This is a genomic window from Pseudomonas sp. UBA5666, from assembly GCF_002420785.1.
In the GTDB taxonomy this organism is placed as follows: Bacteria; Pseudomonadota; Gammaproteobacteria; order Pseudomonadales; family Pseudomonadaceae; genus Aquipseudomonas; species Aquipseudomonas fulva.
On record NZ_DIIQ01000033.1, the window covers coordinates 2,504 to 19,287 of the forward strand.

General features: G+C 62.5%; 16 protein-coding genes and 1 pseudogene. 6 read left to right on the plus strand and 11 right to left on the minus strand.

Annotation, left to right across the window (positions count from 1 at the left end; all coding sequences use genetic code 11):
- A pseudogene (locus tag B2Y33_RS14565) lies at positions 1–178 on the minus strand (phage infection protein); the annotation flags it as partial.
- Between the two features lie 339 nt (positions 179–517).
- Here B2Y33_RS14565 and B2Y33_RS14570 point away from each other — a divergent pair.
- Positions 518–2,584, plus strand: a complete 2,067-nt coding sequence (locus tag B2Y33_RS14570) for an AsmA family protein (RefSeq protein ID WP_132578021.1) — start codon at positions 518–520, stop codon at positions 2,582–2,584.
- Between the two features lie 338 nt (positions 2,585–2,922).
- Here the strand turns inward: B2Y33_RS14570 and B2Y33_RS14575 are convergent, their stop codons facing one another.
- Together B2Y33_RS14575 and osmE are read right to left on the minus strand one after the other, a co-directional pair.
- The gene (locus B2Y33_RS14575) at positions 2,923–3,453 is read right to left on the minus strand and encodes a ferritin-like domain-containing protein (protein WP_023534650.1); all 531 of its coding nucleotides are present in this window, start codon (positions 3,451–3,453) and stop codon (positions 2,923–2,925) included.
- A gap of 49 nt (positions 3,454–3,502) precedes the next feature.
- Positions 3,503–3,844: an osmotically-inducible lipoprotein OsmE gene (osmE, locus tag B2Y33_RS14580; protein WP_027915304.1), complete on the minus strand. Its 342-nt coding sequence runs from the start codon at positions 3,842–3,844 to the stop codon at positions 3,503–3,505.
- Between the two features lie 191 nt (positions 3,845–4,035).
- Here osmE and B2Y33_RS14585 point away from each other — a divergent pair, with 191 nt between their 5' ends.
- A complete protein-coding gene (locus B2Y33_RS14585; protein ID WP_027915303.1) occupies positions 4,036–4,323 on the plus strand; it encodes a PsiF family protein in 288 nt (95 codons plus the stop codon).
- A gap of 71 nt (positions 4,324–4,394) precedes the next feature.
- The gene (locus B2Y33_RS14590; RefSeq protein ID WP_027915302.1) at positions 4,395–5,402 is read left to right on the plus strand and encodes an AI-2E family transporter; all 1,008 of its coding nucleotides are present in this window, start codon (positions 4,395–4,397) and stop codon (positions 5,400–5,402) included.
- A gap of 122 nt (positions 5,403–5,524) precedes the next feature.
- Here the strand turns inward: B2Y33_RS14590 and B2Y33_RS14595 are convergent, their stop codons facing one another.
- Entirely contained in the window at positions 5,525–6,793 is a 1,269-nt protein-coding gene (locus B2Y33_RS14595) for an Hsp70 family protein (RefSeq protein ID WP_028687180.1), read from the minus strand.
- A gap of 164 nt (positions 6,794–6,957) precedes the next feature.
- On the opposite strand from B2Y33_RS14595, the gene cbpA reads away from it, so the two are divergent.
- A complete protein-coding gene (cbpA, locus tag B2Y33_RS14600) occupies positions 6,958–7,914 on the plus strand; it encodes a curved DNA-binding protein (RefSeq protein WP_027915300.1) in 957 nt (318 codons plus the stop codon).
- 2 nt (positions 7,915–7,916) lie between these two features.
- A complete protein-coding gene (locus tag B2Y33_RS14605) occupies positions 7,917–8,222 on the plus strand; it encodes a chaperone modulator CbpM (RefSeq protein WP_023534557.1) in 306 nt (101 codons plus the stop codon).
- Between the two features lie 89 nt (positions 8,223–8,311).
- Here the strand turns inward: B2Y33_RS14605 and B2Y33_RS14610 are convergent, their stop codons facing one another.
- The 6 genes from B2Y33_RS14610 to urtA all read right to left on the minus strand — a co-directional run bounded on the left by B2Y33_RS14610 (position 8,312) and on the right by urtA (position 14,410).
- Complete coding sequence (locus B2Y33_RS14610; protein WP_132578023.1) at positions 8,312–8,833, minus strand: GNAT family N-acetyltransferase; 522 nt, start codon at positions 8,831–8,833, stop codon at positions 8,312–8,314.
- A 31-nt stretch (positions 8,834–8,864) separates the two neighbouring features.
- On the minus strand, positions 8,865–9,563 hold the full coding sequence (gene urtE, locus B2Y33_RS14615; RefSeq protein ID WP_028687178.1) for an urea ABC transporter ATP-binding subunit UrtE: 699 nt from the start codon (positions 9,561–9,563) through the stop codon (positions 8,865–8,867).
- Between the two features lie 74 nt (positions 9,564–9,637).
- Positions 9,638–10,495: an urea ABC transporter ATP-binding protein UrtD gene (urtD, locus tag B2Y33_RS14620; RefSeq protein ID WP_206405536.1), complete on the minus strand. Its 858-nt coding sequence runs from the start codon at positions 10,493–10,495 to the stop codon at positions 9,638–9,640.
- Positions 10,492–11,571, minus strand: a complete 1,080-nt coding sequence (urtC, locus tag B2Y33_RS14625) for an urea ABC transporter permease subunit UrtC (protein WP_027915296.1) — start codon at positions 11,569–11,571, stop codon at positions 10,492–10,494. The genes urtD and urtC overlap by 4 nt, the downstream gene beginning before the upstream one ends.
- The gene (gene urtB, locus B2Y33_RS14630) at positions 11,571–13,058 is read right to left on the minus strand and encodes an urea ABC transporter permease subunit UrtB (RefSeq protein WP_027915295.1); all 1,488 of its coding nucleotides are present in this window, start codon (positions 13,056–13,058) and stop codon (positions 11,571–11,573) included. Before urtB ends, urtC begins: the two co-directional genes overlap by 1 nt.
- Positions 13,059–13,144: 86 nt before the next feature.
- Complete coding sequence (gene urtA / locus B2Y33_RS14635) at positions 13,145–14,410, minus strand: urea ABC transporter substrate-binding protein (RefSeq protein ID WP_028687175.1); 1,266 nt, start codon at positions 14,408–14,410, stop codon at positions 13,145–13,147.
- Positions 14,411–14,855: 445 nt separating this feature from the next.
- Between urtA and B2Y33_RS14640 the strand changes: the two genes are divergently transcribed.
- Positions 14,856–15,152: a hypothetical protein gene (locus B2Y33_RS14640; protein ID WP_027915293.1), complete on the plus strand. Its 297-nt coding sequence runs from the start codon at positions 14,856–14,858 to the stop codon at positions 15,150–15,152.
- 65 nt (positions 15,153–15,217) lie between these two features.
- On the opposite strand, the gene cycA is transcribed toward B2Y33_RS14640, so the two are convergent.
- Positions 15,218–16,633: a D-serine/D-alanine/glycine transporter gene (cycA, locus tag B2Y33_RS14645; RefSeq protein WP_206405537.1), complete on the minus strand. Its 1,416-nt coding sequence runs from the start codon at positions 16,631–16,633 to the stop codon at positions 15,218–15,220.
- Positions 16,634–16,784: the final 151 nt, after the last annotated feature.

The window sequence follows — 16,784 nt, forward strand, 5'->3', positions numbered from 1 at the left end:
CACGGGCGCTGCGCTCGATCAACCGGTCGGAGCCGCCTTCGGCGAGTGTTTCAAGTGGTTGGATGGTTTGAACAGCGCTCGAACGCGATTCGGCCGTCAGGTGCTGCTCGGCACCTGGCAGGGCGAACGCATTGGCTGCAAGCAAGGAAAAGGTGAGGGTCAACAGGTGGCGTTTCATGATTCGGTGCTCCTCTGCGGGGCTGGAAAGTGGGTGTGTAGCCAATGCTACGCCTCGCACCTGCACAGAGAAGTTCATCCGGGTAATGGTAAAAATCGACCCCATTGATATCAGGCGTCAAAGGCTCTATTCAGAGCCTTGCAGGGCCGCCGGCGGGCTTGATGGTAGGGGTGCGTAAGGGATGCACCGAGTGAGCATGACGAGCCAAACGCACCCAGACGCGGGAAATTCTTGGCTATCCTCCCCCTGAGATAAAACCCTCACGCCTTTCATCAGTCCCAGATACATGACCCCTCACCGCTACGCTTGTTTTCGCCTTGCCGCATGGAGACTCACGCAATGACGCGCCCCGCCAGAATCATCCTCTGGACCCTGACCACACTGCTGACCGTGCTGGCAATCCTGGTCGTGGTGATTGCCACCTTCGACTGGAACCGTGTCAAGCCGCTGCTCAACGAGAAGGTGTCCGAGGCCTTGCATCGGCCCTTCGCCATCAACGGCAACCTTGCAGTGCACTGGCGCACCGAGCCTGAAGAAGGGGGCTGGCGGGCATGGATACCTTGGCCGCATTTCACGGCTGAAGACCTCACCCTGGGCAACCCGGACTGGCTCAAAGAGCCGCAGATGGTTGCACTGGAGCGCGTGGAGTTTCGCCTGTCGCCGCTGCCCCTGTTGTTTCACCAAGTCAGCATCCCGCGCATCAACTTGACCAAGCCGACTGCCAGCCTGACACGCCTGGCGGACGGCAGGGCCAACTGGAACTTCGACTTCGGCCCGAAAGACGAAAACGAAGCACCGTCCAAATGGGAAATGGACATCGGTGCGATTGGTTTCGACCAAGGTAACGTCAGCTTCGACGACCAGACGCTCAATGCTCGCATGAAGGTCCAGATCGATCCGCTGGGTAAGCCCATTCCGTTCAGCGACATCGTGGGCAAGGCCACGGCCGAGAAGTCGGCGCCTGCACAGGACTATGCATTCGGCCTCAAGGCGCAGGGGCGCTACAAGGATCAGCCCGTGTCCGGCACTGGCAAGATCGGTGGCCTGCTGGCACTCAAAGCATCCGATCAACCCTTCCCACTGCAAGCGGATGTGCGCATCGCCGACACCCATGTGGTACTGGCCGGTACCCTGACCGATCCGCTCAACCTGGGTGCACTCGACCTGCGACTGCGCCTGTCGGGCGCGAGCCTTGGCAATCTGTTCCCGTTGACCGGCGTGACATTGCCTGACACCCCGGCATATTCCACCGATGGCCACCTCAGCGCCAACCTGCACGCTGAGCAGGGCGCCACCTTCAAGTACCAAGGGTTCAATGGCAAGATCGGTGACAGCGACATTCATGGTGACCTGGCGTACGTCGCCAGCAAGCCTCGGCCCAAGCTCACGGGCAAGCTCGTTTCCAACCAGCTCCTGTTCAAGGACCTGGCGCCACTGATCGGCGCTGACTCCAATGCCGAGCAGAAAGCCCGTGGCGGTGCCAGCAAGCAGCCGTCCGACAAGGTCCTGCCGGTCGAGGAATTTCGTACCGACCGCTGGCGCGCCATGGATGCCGATGTCACCTTCACCGGCAAGCGCATCGTGCACAGCGAGCAGCTTCCCTTCAACGACCTGTCGGCCCACGTGATCCTGGAAGACGGCCTGCTGCGCCTGGAGCCTTTGAGGTTTGGCGTAGCGGGCGGCAATCTGGCATCGCGCATCCGCCTGGACGGCCGCAACGTTCCGTTGCAGGGGCGTGCACGGCTGACCGCCAGGGGATTCAAGCTCAAGCAGCTGTTCCCTTCTTTCGCGCCGATGCAAAGCAGCTTTGGCGAGCTCAATGGGGATGCCGACATTACCGGTAGCGGCAACTCCGTGGCAGCACTGCTCGGTAGCGCCAATGGCGACCTGCGCATGCTGGTCAACGATGGCGCCATCAGCCGCAGCCTCATGGAAATCGCAGGGTTGAACGTGGGCAACTACATCGTCGACAAACTGTTCGGTGATGAAGACGTGAAGATCAACTGCGCCGCTGCCGATGTCGGTATCAAGGATGGCCTTGCCAGCACGCGTCTGTTCATTTTCGATACCGAGAACGCGATCATCTACATCAACGGCACCGCCAACTTCGCCAATGAGCGCCTGGACCTGAAGATCACACCGGAATCCAAGGGGCTGAGGCTGTTCTCCCTGCGCTCGCCGCTGTATGTGCGGGGAGCTTTCGCCAAACCGAGCGCCGGGGTGCAGGCCGTACCGCTGGCGCTGCGCGGTGCCGGCATGGTTGCCCTTGGGGTGGTCGCGGGGCCTGCGGCCGGTCTCCTGGCGCTGGTCGCGCCCAGCAGTGGTGATGATCCCAACCAGTGCACACCGTTGTTGCAGCAGATGAAGGAAGGCAAGGCGCCGGCGGCCGTCAAAGGCCGCAAGTGATGGAAGACGATGGGCGCGGCGGTTCAGATGTCCTGCCGCGCCCTGTGGCCCTGTTAGTTGCCGAGCTGGAATGCTGGGGCTGCGCAGCAGCCCCGACCCTCTGAGCTGCCGAGCTGGAAACCCTTGGCGCTGCGTGGCCTGGCAGCCAGCCCAGCACCTCGGCGGGACCGATCACAGGGTTCAGTAACTCAAAGGTCTGGGACAAGACAGTCGGCGCTTCACAATCACCGAGGCTGGGAACGGTCCGATCAGGGCGCCGGACCGACCACAATGGGCTGCGAAGCAGCCCTGCGTGACGAGCATTACCGCATCAGCGGCCTTGCGTGTTGCGATTGGCCTTACAGACCGTCGAGCAGGTCGGACATGTCATCGGCGTGCTCTTCTTCTTGCGCCAGAATGTCTTCGAAGATACGGCGAGTGGTCGGGTCCTTGTCGCCGATGTACTGGATGATCTCGCGGTAGCTGTCGATGGCGATACGCTCGGCCACCAAGTCTTCCAGGACCATTTCCTTGAGGGTCGCACCTGCCACGTACTGGGCGTGGGAGTTCTTGCTCAGGTTGTCCGGGTTGAAGTCAGGCTCACCGCCCAGTTGCACGATACGCTCGGCCAGCTTGTCGGCGTGTTCGGATTCCTGGTTGGCATGCTCCAGGAATTCTTCGGCAGCCACACTGGCCTTGACGCCAGAAGCCATGAAGTAGTGACGCTTGTAGCGCAGGGTGCAGACCAGCTCGGTGGCCAGCGAATCGTTGAGCAGCTTGATGATGCGCTCGCGATCGGCATTGTAGCCTTCGGTCACTGCACCATTTTCCACATGCTCGCGTGCACGCTGGCGCAGGGTCTGGATATCGGTCATTTCAGTCGTGTTCATGTTTCATCTCCGAAAAGCATCAGGTAGTCGTAGTCAGGTAGCGGAAGCCTTACGCGCCTTTGACGGCCTCGCGGTCTTCTTCACGTTGTTTGCAGGTCTTGAAACCCTTGGCATCCACATGGCCGGTGGCATCGAAGCGCACGTAGTACGGCTGCTGCTTGCCGTCGCGGTTGAGGATGTAATCGTTGCAGGTGCCGCCATTGGGCAGGTCGATGACATTGGACGGGCTGCCGCCGATGGCGATCACGCGCTGCATGGTCATGCCATTTTCGACCTGCTTGACCAGGGGCTCGTTGCGGTAGGTCACATAGTCCACCGGGTTTTCCGGGCGGCTGCCGCATGCCGCCAGGGTGGCGCTGGCCAGAAGGATTGCCAGAGTCTGCTTGAACATCGTCCCGCTCCTTGCACAAAAGGGTATGTGCAGGTTTTGAACCTCACGCAGCGCCAGGAGTTCGATCGAGCTAGCCAATTGCCTGCGTGCAAATGGTTGTCGTGCGCTTGATGGCAAACCGGGCCTCGCGCCAGGCTTGTCTACACTGCTGGTGTCACCGTGCGTTGGGCGCGGGCTCAGGAGAACACGACATGAAACGGCTGCACATTCCGTTGCTGATGGTCGCGCTGATGTTCAGCGCCCAGGGCTTTGCGGCAACTACTACCCAGCAGGAAAAGATGAAAACGTGCAATGCAGATGCCACGGCGCAATCGCTCAAGGGCGACGCCCGCAAGGCCTTCATGAGTACGTGCCTGAAGAAACAGGTGCCACCCACCCAGCAGGAAAAAATGAAGACGTGCAATGCCGACGCCACTGCCAAGGTGCTCAAGGGTGATGAGCGCAAGGCGTTCATGAGTGACTGCCTGAAGAAGAAATGATCGGTGCCTATGCCTGCAGGCCTAACGCTGGCAGACTGCGGATCTTCTTCGCTGGCTGCCGCTGAGGCTGTATGACCTTCACCCCCCGCCAAGTCACCCTGGCAAGTTTGATCATCGTATTCGCAGGCTTGCTGATGGCATTGCCGTTGAAGCTGCTGCCCAGCCTGCTGGCAGGCCTGCTGGTGTTCGAACTGGTCAACATGCTCACGCCGCGCCTGCAGCCGTTGATTGCCGGGCAGCGTGCGCGCTGGCTGGCAGTGGCGCTGCTGGGGACGCTGGTGGTGATCAGCCTTGCGCTGTTGATCGCCGGGGCATTCAGCTTCCTGTTGCATGAAGCGGAAAATCCAGGCGCTTCGCTGGACAAGTTCATGGCGCTGGTGGAGCGGGCACGCGGCCAGTTGCCGCCGTTCATCGAGGGCTACCTGCCGGCCAGCGCGGCAGAGTTCAAAGTGGCGATCGGCGACTGGATCAAGAGCCACCTCAGTGATTTGCAACTGGTGGGCAAGGGCATGGCGCACATGTTCGTGACCCTGCTGATCGGCATGATCCTGGGGGCTATCGTCGCCCTGCAGCGCATACCCGACATCTCTCGGCGCAAGCCACTGGCTGCCGCCCTGTTCGAGCGCCTGAGCCTGCTGGTCCAGGCGTTTCGCAACATCGTTTTCGCCCAGATCAAGATTTCCCTGCTCAATACCGCATTCACCGGCATCTTCCTGGCCGTGGTGCTGCCGTTGTTCGGGGTGCATCTGCCGCTGACCAAGACCTTGATCGTGCTGACGTTCCTGTTGGGTCTGCTACCGGTCATTGGCAACCTCATGTCCAACACCTTGATCACCATCGTGGGGTTGTCGTTGTCGGTGTGGGTGGCTGCGGCGGCGTTGGTCTACCTGATCGTCATCCACAAGGTGGAATACTTCCTCAACGCCAAGATCGTCGGGGGGCAGATCAGGGCCAAGGCTTGGGAACTGCTGTTGGCGATGCTGGTGTTCGAAGCGGCGTTCGGCCTGCCGGGGGTGGTGGCAGGGCCGGTCTATTACGCCTATCTCAAGAGCGAGCTGCGCAGGATGGAGCTGGTATGAATGCGGCCATGACGGCCCTGCTCAGGGCATAGCAGGGCCGGCGTCAGGCTTGGTCAGGCGGTGTTGACCAGCGCCACCGCCAACGAGGGGCGACCCAAGCGCCCCTTACCCCGGTCATTTCGTCACGCGCCGTAGCGCTTGCGTGCCTCGATGGCCAGCCCACTGCCGATGCTGCCAAAGATGTTGCCTTCCACATGACGTGCATTGGGCAACATCGCCGCCACGCTGTTGCGCAGGGCTGGAATGCCGCTGGAGCCGCCCGTGAAAAATACCGTGTCGACCTGGCCCTGGCTGACCCCGGCCTTGGCCAGCAAGTCCGTGACACTGGCCCGCACCCGTTCCAGCAGGCTTTCGATGGCCATCTCGAACAAGCTGCGAGACAGGTCCACGCCAAGGCCGGGTTCGATGCGGCCGAGGTCGACATGACGACTGGGCTGTTCGGTCAGCTCGATCTTGCTGGCTTCCACTTCCATGGCCAGCCAATGCCCGGCGCGCTCCTCGATGAGCTTGAACAGCCGATCTACGCCGAGGGTGTCCTCGATGTCGTAGCGCATGTTGCCCAGGGCCAGCTGCGACTTCTGTGAGTACAAGGCGTTGATCGTGTGCCAAGTGGCCAGGTTCAGGTGATAGCTGGTTGGCATCAAGGCACCGCTTTTCATGCGGCTGCCATAACCGAACAGCGGCATCACCCCTTGCAGGCTCAGCTGCTTGTCGAAGTCCGTGCCGCCGATGTGTACGCCACCGGTCGCAAGGATGTCGCTCTGGCGCTCGGCTACCGCGTGCCGCTCAGGCGACAGCCTGATGAGGGTGAAGTCGGAAGTACCGCCGCCGATATCGACGATCAGCACCAGTTCCTCCCGGCTGATGCCCGACTCGTAGTCGAACGCCGCAGCGATGGGCTCGTACTGGAACGACACGTCCTTGAAGCCGATCTTGCGTGCTACCTCGGCCAGCGTGTCCTCGGCTTCCTGGTCGGCTGCCGGGTCCTCGTCGACGAAGAATACCGGGCGGCCGAGTACCACCTGATCGAACTCACGGCCGGCCTCGGCCTGCGCGCGGTTTTTCAGCTCACCGATGAACATGCCCAGCAGGTCCTTGAACGGCAGTGCGCTGCCCAGCACGCTGGTGTCGTGCTTGATCAACTTGGACCCGAGCAGGCTCTTGAGCGAGCGCATCAGGCGCCCCTCGTAGCCTTCGAGGTATTCGTGCAGGGCCAGCCGACCGTAGACAGGGCGGCGCTCCTCGATGTTGAAGAACACCACCGAGGGCAACGTGATCTTGCCGTCTTCCAGGGCAATCAGCGATTCCGTGCCCGGTCGGTGCCAGCCAACCGTCGAGTTGGAGGTGCCAAAGTCGATGCCAAGGGCGCGGGCCGGGGATACGTCGGACATGGGGAAAAGGCTTCCGGAGGCAAAACGGCCGCGCAGTGTATGCCAGCTGGCGACAGAATCAAGACCGGTCGTCTGCCATGGAGCAACCCCAAGCGGGCCTTGAAAGGCTATGCTTGATCCCTATCTTCTCCAGCAACACGCACATTCTCACTGGTGATCCCTAGATGGACTTCAAAGACTACTACAAGATACTTGGCGTAGAGCCCACAGCGGACGACAAGGCGATCAAGGCCGCGTACCGCAAGCTGGCCCGCAAGTATCACCCTGATGTCAGCAAAGAGCGCGACGCCGAAGACAAATTCAAGGAAGCCAACGAGGCCTACGAAGTGCTGGGCGACGCGCAGAAACGCGCCGAATTCGATGAAATTCGCAAGTACGGCGGCCAGCATGGTCGGCCATTCCAGGCGCCGCCAGGCTGGGAAAGCCGAGGCGGGGCCGGAGGCGGTTTCGAGAGTGGCGATTTTTCGGACTTTTTCAGCTCGATGTTCGGCGGTCGTGGAGGCAACCCGTTCGGGGGCGCCCGTCAACAACAGCGCAGTGCCGGCAGGCGAGGGCAGGACGTGGAGCTTGAACTGGCGGTATTTCTGGAAGAAACCCTGAGCAAGGAGTCCAAACAGATCAGCTTCCAGGTTCCGCAAACCAATGCCATGGGCCAGCGTACGGGGTTCACCACCAAGACCCTGAACGTCAAGATCCCGGCCGGCGTGACCGATGGCGAGCGCATTCGCCTCAAGGGCCAGGGTGCCCCGGGTGTCGGTGGCGGTGCCAATGGCGATTTGTTCCTGACCATCCGCATGGCCCCGCACCCGCTGTTCGACGTCGAGGGGCATGACCTGATCATCACCGTGCCGCTGGCGCCTTGGGAAGCGGCCTTGGGCACCAAGGTGGCGGTGCCCACGCTCGAAGGCAGGATCAACCTGACCATCCGCCCCGACAGCCAGAGCGGGCAGCGCCTGCGGGTGCCAGGCAAGGGCCTGGCCGACAAGCAGGGCCAGCGCGGCAACCTCTATGCACAGCTCAAGGTCGTCATGCCGACCACCTCTGACGAATCTACCCGGGAACTGTGGGCCAAGCTTTCCGAGAAGGCCGCGTTCGACCCGAGGGCACAATGGAGTAAGTGATCATGAGCAGCACCCTGATCGTTCAACTGGACATGCATACCTTGTGTCAGGAAGCCGACCTTACGGCGGACTGTGTGATCGAGATCGTCGAGCACGGCATTGTGGAGCCAACCGGGCGCAGGCCTGAAGACTGGCTGTTCGACGATCAGGCACCGCTGCTGGCAAGGCGCGCGGCCAAGCTGCACCAGGAGTTGGAGCTGGAATGGGAAGGCGTGGCGCTGGCCCTGGAATTGCTCCAGGAGGTGCAGCAGCTGCGCAACGAGAACAGCATGTTGCGCCAGCGCCTGGGCAGGTTCACGCAGATGTGAGGGGAGTCAGGCGCGGGCAGGGCTGGAGCGCTGGCCTGCGCAGCCTTGTGTCACCGGGCAAGGCTGCGTGAAGGCGGCCTTGCCCAGTGTCATGACAGGTCTGGCTCGGCCCCTGGGTTCAGCACCCGCTGCATGAAGGTCAGGTCCAGCCAGCGCCCGAATTTCACCCCCACCTGCGGCATCTGCCCGGTGACCACGAACCCCAGGCGCTCGTGCAGGTGCACAGACGCTGCGTTGCCGCTTTCGATGGCCGCGACCATCACGTGCTTGCCGCAACCTTGTGCGCGCTCGATCAATGCATGCATCAGCGCCGGCCCAAGCCCTTTGCCGCGCTGATCGCTGCGCACGTACACCGAATGCTCGACCGTGTGGCGGAAGCCCTCGAACGGGCGCCAGTCCCCGAACGAGGCGTAGCCCAGCACGTCGGCGCCGTCCACGGCCACCAGTATCGGGTAACCCTGTTGCGCACGGGCGTCGAACCAGGCCTGGCGGTTGGCCAGGTCCACCGGCGTCTCGTTCCAGATAGCCGTGGTGTTGCGCACGGCATCGTTGTAGATGTCGAGGATGGCCGGTAGGTCGGCAGGCAGGGCGTCGCGGATTTCGTGACTCATGGCAGCGTCTCGCTAGGTCGAAGCGTGCAGGTTAAATGGTTACCAGCCCGCGTACACCTTCGGCCTGCATGTTTTCGCCCCGGCCACGCTGTACGATCTGGCCGCGGGCCATGACCAGGTAGTGATCCGCCAATGCTTCGGCAAAATCGTAGAACTGTTCGACCAGCAGGATGGCCATGTCGCCGCGCTGCGCCAGCCGCTGGATCACCGTGCCTATTTCCTTGATCACCGAAGGCTGGATGCCTTCGGTGGGCTCATCGAGAATCAGCAGGCGCGGACGACTGGCCAGTGCCCGGCCAATAGCCAGCTGCTGTTGCTGCCCCCCGGACAAATCCCCGCCACGGCGTTGCTTCATTTGTTCGAGCACAGGGAACAACTCGTAGATGAAGGCAGGCACTTCACGTGCCTCGCGCCCCGGAAAGCGTGACAAGCCCATCAGCAGGTTTTCCTCGACGCTCAGGCGCGGGAAAATTTCGCGGCCCTGCGGTACGTACGCGATGCCGGCCTGCACCCGTTGGTGCGGCTTGAGTGCGGTAATGGGCTTGCCTTCCCATTCCACGCTGCCTTCGCGCACAGGCACCAGGCCCATCAGGCAACGCAGCAACGTGGTCTTGCCCACGCCGTTGCGACCCAGCAGGCAGGTGACCTCGCCCAGCCTGGCTTCGAAGGACAGGCCGCGCAGGATGTGGCTGCCGCCGTAGTACTGGTGCAGCGTATCGATCTTGAGCATGCGAGGCTCCTGAAGTAACCGGTTGTGCGACCCCGGTAGCTCACCGGTGTACGCATGATTAAACGTGCGCTTGCTCAACGACCGAGGTACACCTCGACCACACGATCATCGGCCTGCACCTGCTCAAGCGACCCCTCAGCCAGCACCGAACCCTGGTGCAGCACCGTCACATGGTCGGCGATGCTGCCCACGAACCCCATGTCATGCTCGACCACCATCAGCGAGTGCTTGCCTGCAAGCCCCTTGAACAGCTCGGCAGTGAAGGCGGTTTCGGCGTCGGTCATGCCGGCCACGGGTTCATCGAGCAACAGCAATTGGGGTTCCTGGACCAGCAGCATGGCAATTTCCAGAAATTGCTTCTGGCCGTGGGACAGCAGCCCGGCCTGGCGCGAGGCCAGCCCGTTCAGGCGCACGGTGGTCAGGACTTCGTCGATCCTGTCGCGTTGCTTGCCGCTCAAGCGCGACCTCAGGCTCGCCCACACCGACTTGTCGGTCTTGAGCGCCAGCTCGAGGTTTTCGTACAGGCTCAACGCCTCGAACACCGTGGGTTTCTGGAACTTGCGGCCGATACCCGCCTGGGCAATCTGGTATTCGCTCATGCGCGTCAGGTCGAGCGTGTCGCCAAAGTAGGCACTGCCTGCGCTGGGCCGTGTCTTGCCGGTGATCACGTCCATCATCGTGGTCTTGCCGGCGCCGTTCGGGCCGATGATGCAGCGCAGCTCGCCCACGCCGATATACAGCGTCAGCGCATTGAGCGCCTTGAACCCATCGAAACTGACGCTCACCTCTTCAAGGCTCAGCACGGTGCCGTGCCGCGCGTCCAGGCCAGGTACCCGGGCATGGCCCAGGCCTATGGCGTCACGGCCGGTACCCTGCGGGTCGAAGGCAGGTTCGAGCATGAACTCCGGGTGTACCGGGGGCAGGCCTCTCATGGCTGGCTCCTTTTGTTCCACAGGCCGACCAGGCCCTTGGGCAAGTACAGGGTCACGAGGATGAACAGCGCGCCGAGGAAAAACAGCCAGAATTCCGGGAAAGCCACGGTGAACCAGCTCTTCATGCCGTTGATCAGCCCTGCGCCCAGCAGGGGACCGATCAGGGTGCCGCGCCCGCCCAGCGCCACCCAGACAGCGGCCTCGATGGAGTTGGTGGGCGACATCTCGCTAGGGTTGATGATGCCGACCTGTGGCACGTACAACGCGCCTGCCAGGCCACACAGCATGGCACTGAGCACCCATACCAGCAGCTTGAAACCACGCGGGTCGTAGCCACAGAACATCAACCGGTTCTCGGCATCGCGAACGGCTGTCAACAAGCGCCCGAACTTGCTGCGCGTCAGCCGCCAGCACAGGTACAGGCTTGCGACCAGCAGTGCGACGGTGAGCAGGAACAGCACCGCGCGGGTCCCGGGTGCGGCGATGTCGAAGCCCAGCAGGGTGCGAAAACTGGTGAAACCGTTGTTGCCGCCAAAACCGGTCTCATTACGAAAGAACAGCAACATCCCGGCAAAGGTCAGGGCCTGGGTCATGATCGAGAAGTACACACCCTTGATCCGCGAGCGGAAGGCAAACCAGCCGAACACCAGGGCCAGCATGCCAGGCGCCAGCACCGCCAGGCACAAGGCCCAGGCAAAGTGCTGGGTCCCTGCCCAGTACCAGGGCAGCTCGCTCCAGGACAGGAACGTCATGAAACCCGGCAGCCCGTCCCCGGCGGCCTGGCGCATCAAGTACATCCCCATGGCATAGCCGCCCAGGGCAAAGAACAGGCCATGGCCAAGCGACAACAGCCCCGCATAGCCCCAGACCAGGTCAAGGGCCAGGGCCACGATGGCGTAACAGAGGATCTTGCCCACCAGTGTGAGCACATAGGCCGACACATGCAGGGCGTGATCGGCGGGCAGCAGTGACAACAGCGGCAAGGCGAGCAGCAGGGTCAGGGCGGCGATACCCAGCGCCAGCGACAGGCGAGGGCCGGCTTTGTGCGCGGCGGTGACAAGCAGTGGCTGGTTCATCAGTCGATCACCCGTCCCTTGAGGGCAAACAGGCCTTGCGGGCGCTTCTGGATGAACAGAATGACTAGCGCAAGGATGAGGATCTTGCCGAGCACCGCACCGATCTGCGGCTCCAGCAGTTTGTTGGCGATGCCCAGCCCGAACGCCGCCCAGAGGCTTCCGGCCAGTTGGCCGACCCCCCCAAGCACCACCACCAGGAATGAATCGATGATGTAGCTTTGCCCCAGGTCCGGCCCCACGTTGCCGACCTGGCTCAAGGCCACGCCGCCCAGGCCTGCGATGCCCGAGCCCAGGCCGAAGGCGAGCATGTCCACACGCCCGGTGGACACGCCGCAGCAGGCCGCCATGTTGCGGTTCTGGGTGACGGCGCGCACGTTCAGGCCCAGACGCGTGCGATTGAGCAGCAGCCAGGTCAGCAGCACCACGGCCAGGGCGAAGGCGATGATCACCAGGCGGTTGTAGGGCAGGATCAGGTTGGGCAGGACCTGGATGCCACCCGACAACCAGGCCGGGTTGCTGACCTCGACGTTCTGTGCGCCGAACAGCAACCGCACAGCCTGGATCAGGATCAGGCTGATGCCCCAAGTGGCCAGCAGGGTTTCCAGCGGCCGGCCGTACAGGTGGCGGATCACCGTGCGCTCCAGCGCCATGCCGACACCGGCACTGACGGCGAACGCCACGGGCAGGGCGATCAGCGGGTAAAACTCCAGGGCGCCCGGGGCGTAGCGCTGCACCACGACCTGCACCATGTAGGTGCTGTAGGCGCCGAGCATCAGCATCTCGCCGTGCGCCATGTTGATCACCCCCAGAAGGCCGAACGTGATCGCCAGCCCCAGCGCCGCCAACAGCAGGATCGACCCCAGCGACAGGCCACTGAAGGCCTGGCCGAGCACTTCACCGACCAGCAGCTTGCGTTTGACCTGGGCCAGGCTGGTTTCAGCGGCGGTACGCACCGTGGGGTCCGTTTCCATCTCTGGTTGCAACAGCGCCTCCAGGCGGGTGCGGGCCGTTGGGTCACCGGTTTCTCCCAACAGGCGCACGGCCGCCAGGCGCACCGACGGGTCGCTGGCACCGAGCTGCAGGTTGGCCAACGCCAGGCCCAAGGCTGCCCGCACGGCCGCATCCGGCTCGCTGGCGTAGCGCCGGTCGAGCAAGGCGACCTGGGCCGGTTGTGCACTCTTTTGCAACTGCCTGGCGGCAGCCAGCCGGGTGGCGCTGTCGTCACTGAGTAACCGGTGGCTGGCCAGGGCATTGTCGATCAGCCCGCGCAGGCGGTTGTTCAGGCGCACCTTGCGGTTGTCGTCCTTGGCAATGCGGCCGGCCTGCAGGTTTTCCAACAGCGCCAGCCGGCCCGGCTCGGGTTGGGCGGCCCAGGTATCGAGCAGGCGCGCCTGCTCGGCGGGCTTGGCGGCGAGGAAAAACTCGCCCTCGCTGGCTTGGGCTGCCATGGGCAGCAGCAGTAGCAGGGTAAGCAGGAATCTGAGCATGAGGCTCTCCTGTAAATCAGCGCTTACGCGCAGGCGTACCCGAACGCCGGGCCGCCTACGGGCGGGCTGCAAAGCAGCCTTGGGCCTCAGTTGCCTTTCACGGCGTAATCAGGGCGCTTGTCGTTGCCTGGGATGAAGGGGCTCCAGGGTTGTGCCCGCAGCGGTTGCTCGGTCTCCCACACCACGCTGAACTGCCCATCGTCCTGGATCTCGCCGATCATCACGGGCTTGTGCAGGTGGTGATTGGTCTTGTCCATGGTCAGGGTGTAGCCCGAAGGGGCCTTGAAGGTCTGCCCGGCCAGCGCTTCGCGCACCTTGTCCACATCGGTGGATTTGGCTTTTTCCGCCGCCTGCGCCCACATGTGAATGCCCACATAGGTGGCTTCCATCGGATCGTTAGTTACCGCCTTGTCGGCGCCAGGCAGGCCTTTGGCCTTGGCATACGCCTTCCAATCAGCGACGAACTTCTGGTTGACCGGGTTATCCACCGACTCGAAGTAGTTCCAGGCGGCCAAATGACCCACCAACGGCTTGGTGTCGATGCCCCGCAGCTCTTCTTCCCCCACCGAGAACGCCACGACCGGCACATCGGTCGCTTTCAGGCCCTGGTTGGCCAGCTCTTTGTAGAAAGGCACGTTGGAGTCGCCGTTGACGGTAGAGATGACCGCGGTCTTGCCACCAGCGGAGAACTTCTTGATGTTGGCGACGATGGTCTGGTAATCGGCGTGGCCGAACGGCGTGTAGACCTCTTCGATGTCCTTGTCGGCCACGCCCTTGCTGTGCAGGAACGCACGCAGAATCTTGTTGGTGGTGCGCGGGTAGACGTAGTCGGTGCCCAGCAGGAAGAAACGCTTGGCGCCGCCGCCATCCTCGCTCATCAGGTATTCCACCGCCGGAATCGCTTGCTGGTTGGGCGCAGCGCCGGTGTAGAACACGTTCGGCGACATCTCTTCGCCCTCGTATTGCACCGGGTAGAACAGCAGACCATTGAGCTCCTCGAATACCGGCAATACCGATTTGCGCGACACCGACGTCCAGCAACCGAACACCACCGCGACCTTGTCCTGGGTCAGCAACTGGCGGCTTTTTTCGGCGAACAGCGGCCAGTTGGACGCCGGGTCCACCACCACCGGCTCCAGCATCTTGCCGTTCACCCCACCTTTGGCGTTGATCTCATCGATGGTCATCAAGGCCATGTCCTTGAGCGACGTCTCGGAGATGGCCATGGTCCCGGACAGCGAATGCAGGATGCCGACCTTGATGGTCTCGGCGGCCTGGAGGCTCCAGCTAAGGCCCATCGCCGCCATCGAGGCGCTGAGGGTGAAGGCCTTGATCAGACTGCGTCGCTTCATGTGCTCTCTCCGCTGAGTTGTTGTGGTGTGGGCAGAAGGGCGATTGCAAAGGCTGTGCCGTGGTGCGCAAGGCTGCGGTCTAGAAGGGTTGTGCTTCTATGCAGGGCTTGGATAGGGGCCAGATTGGTGCTTGCGCGAGTGGCCTGCACAGGATTGGGTCCAGGGCGGTGAACAGTTTTGACACATAAGCGGTACTTGAGTACCGTTCGGCACCGCAGTAGATTCTGCGACCGGGATTGGCGTCCCGTTTTACAGAGAGATCGAGCATTGGCGCTCCTTGCGACTTTGCTCTGCATGGCTGCACCCGTCATGGGCGGAGCCGTGTGTGGGAGCCTTCGGGCTCACCGGTTCTCTCTGCCGGCACGCCAACCCGCACGGCTCCGTCCACCCATATTGGCGTATGGGCTCGGAGCGTCATAAAGAGAGAGCTGCAAGGAGATGCACCATGCTCAAGAAGATCGTTCCAGATCCACCCCGCACATCGCGTTCCGTGACCGCCAGTGCCGATTTCGGCACCTGCAATCAGGCTCATGATCCAATACTGTCGGTTCAGGCTGGAATCGATAGCGAGGATGCACTTGTGTGCGCCGTTGCCGCGCTGAAAGCGGCTTATGAAACCAATGCCGCAGCACTGGAAAGGGTGGGAGAGCCGCTTCGTAGTTTACTGACCGCGACGGAAAACTCGCTAGAGAAAGGCTTGGCCCTGGCCGAGGCAGTGCTCAAGGGGTTGGAGCAAGGCTGAAGCGGCCTGGCTGTTGTGCGCCCATTCGCCAGTCCTGCCTGAGAATGGGCTGCACAGTTTCCTCATCAGTTGCTCGACGACCCACGTACGGCAGTACGCGGCTGGCGCCGGCTACGCACGAACTGGTAGGTCACCGCCAGGATCACAAACCAGATCGGCGTCACCAGCAGCGCCGAGCGGGTGTCGGCTTCCAGGCTCAGCAGCACCAGGATGCCGGCGAAGAACGCCAGGCACACGTAGCACATCAAGCGCCCGCCAGGCATCTTGTAAATCGACTGCTCGTGCAGCGCTGCGCGGTGCTTGCGGTAGCTCAGGTACGACAGCAGGATCAACGTCCAGACGAACATGAACAGCACCGCCGACACCGTGGTGACCAGGGTGAAGGCTTCGATCACGTTCGGGACCAGGTAGATCAGCACCGCGCCGAGCAACAGGCACAGGCAGGAGAAGTACAAGCCGTTGGCCGGCACGGCGCGACGGGACAGTTTCTCGAACGCTTTGGGCGCATCGCCTTCCTGGGCCAGGCCGAACAGCATGCGGCTGGTGGAGAACACCCCGCTGTTGGCAGACGAGGCCGCCGAGGTCAGCACCACGAAATTGATGATGCTCGCCGCCGCTGGCAGCCCTGCCAGCACGAACAGCTCCACGAACGGGCTCTTGCCCGGAACCACGTCGCGCCATGGGGTCACGGCCATGATCGCGATCAGTGCCAGTACATAGAACACGATGATGCGGATCGGGATCGAGTTGATCGCCCTGGGCAGCGTGCGCTCCGGGTTCTTGGCTTCGGCCGCCGTGGTGCCGACCAGCTCGATGCCCACGAAGGCGAACACCGCGATCTGGAACCCGGCGAAGAAGCCCATCACGCCATGGGGGAACATGCCGCCGTCATTCCACAGGTTGGCCAGTTGAGCCGTGCGCCCGCTGGGGGAGGTGAAGCCGGTGATGACCATGTACAGGCCGGTGGCGATCAGGCCCAGAATGGCGATGATCTTGATCAGGGCAAACCAGAACTCCATTTCGCCGAACAGCTTGACCGTGACCAGGTTCAGCGACAGCAGCACGGCCACGCAGGTGAGCGCCGGTATCCACTGAGGCAGGTCGGGGAACCAGAACTGGGTATAGGCCGCAATGGCCACCACGTCGGCGATGCCAGTGACCACCCAGCAGAACCAGTAGGTCCAGCCGGTGAAGTAGCCTGCCCAGGGACCGAGCAGGTCGGCGGAGAAGTCGATGAACGACTTGTAGTTCAAGTTCGACAGCAGCAGTTCGCCCATTGCGCGCATGACGAAGAACAGCATGAAACCGATGATCATGTAGACGAAGATGATCGACGGCCCAGCCAGGCTGATGGTCTTGCCCGAGCCCATGAACAGGCCGGTGCCGATGGCACCGCCAATGGCGATGAGCTGGATGTGTCGGTTGGTGAGGTTGCGTTGCAGGTGTTGATCGTCGGATGGAGTCGGCGCAGTTTGCGTCATAGGCTGCATTCCCTTGTAGAGGTCAGTCGCGTTGGCTGACGTAGCCGGCTAGGCTATCACGCACTGCAAAGGTGCGGGCGTGACAGATCGACACGATATCGTGAGTGCAGGGCGCTTTAGAAATGATCAGGGTCAAGCGTCGGCGCTTTGG

Coding starts and splice junctions, on each gene's coding strand:
- urtB (WP_027915295.1), bottom strand. CDS start 13,058: ATGCTCAGATTCCTGCTTACCCTGCTACTGCTGCTGCCCATGGCAGCC.
- urtC (WP_027915296.1), bottom strand. CDS start 11,571: ATGAACCAGCCACTGCTTGTCACCGCCGCGCACAAAGCCGGCCCTCGC.
- B2Y33_RS14570 (WP_132578021.1), top strand. CDS start 518: ATGACGCGCCCCGCCAGAATCATCCTCTGGACCCTGACCACACTGCTG.
- osmE (WP_027915304.1), bottom strand. CDS start 3,844: ATGTTCAAGCAGACTCTGGCAATCCTTCTGGCCAGCGCCACCCTGGCG.
- B2Y33_RS14605 (WP_023534557.1), top strand. CDS start 7,917: ATGAGCAGCACCCTGATCGTTCAACTGGACATGCATACCTTGTGTCAG.
- urtA (WP_028687175.1), bottom strand. CDS start 14,410: ATGAAGCGACGCAGTCTGATCAAGGCCTTCACCCTCAGCGCCTCGATG.
- B2Y33_RS14595 (WP_028687180.1), bottom strand. CDS start 6,793: ATGTCCGACGTATCCCCGGCCCGCGCCCTTGGCATCGACTTTGGCACC.
- urtD (WP_206405536.1), bottom strand. CDS start 10,495: ATGAGAGGCCTGCCCCCGGTACACCCGGAGTTCATGCTCGAACCTGCC.
- B2Y33_RS14610 (WP_132578023.1), bottom strand. CDS start 8,833: ATGAGTCACGAAATCCGCGACGCCCTGCCTGCCGACCTACCGGCCATC.
- B2Y33_RS14585 (WP_027915303.1), top strand. CDS start 4,036: ATGAAACGGCTGCACATTCCGTTGCTGATGGTCGCGCTGATGTTCAGC.
- B2Y33_RS14590 (WP_027915302.1), top strand. CDS start 4,395: ATGACCTTCACCCCCCGCCAAGTCACCCTGGCAAGTTTGATCATCGTA.
- B2Y33_RS14640 (WP_027915293.1), top strand. CDS start 14,856: ATGCTCAAGAAGATCGTTCCAGATCCACCCCGCACATCGCGTTCCGTG.
- cycA (WP_206405537.1), bottom strand. CDS start 16,633: ATGACGCAAACTGCGCCGACTCCATCCGACGATCAACACCTGCAACGC.
- urtE (WP_028687178.1), bottom strand. CDS start 9,563: ATGCTCAAGATCGATACGCTGCACCAGTACTACGGCGGCAGCCACATC.
- B2Y33_RS14575 (WP_023534650.1), bottom strand. CDS start 3,453: ATGAACACGACTGAAATGACCGATATCCAGACCCTGCGCCAGCGTGCA.
- cbpA (WP_027915300.1), top strand. CDS start 6,958: ATGGACTTCAAAGACTACTACAAGATACTTGGCGTAGAGCCCACAGCG.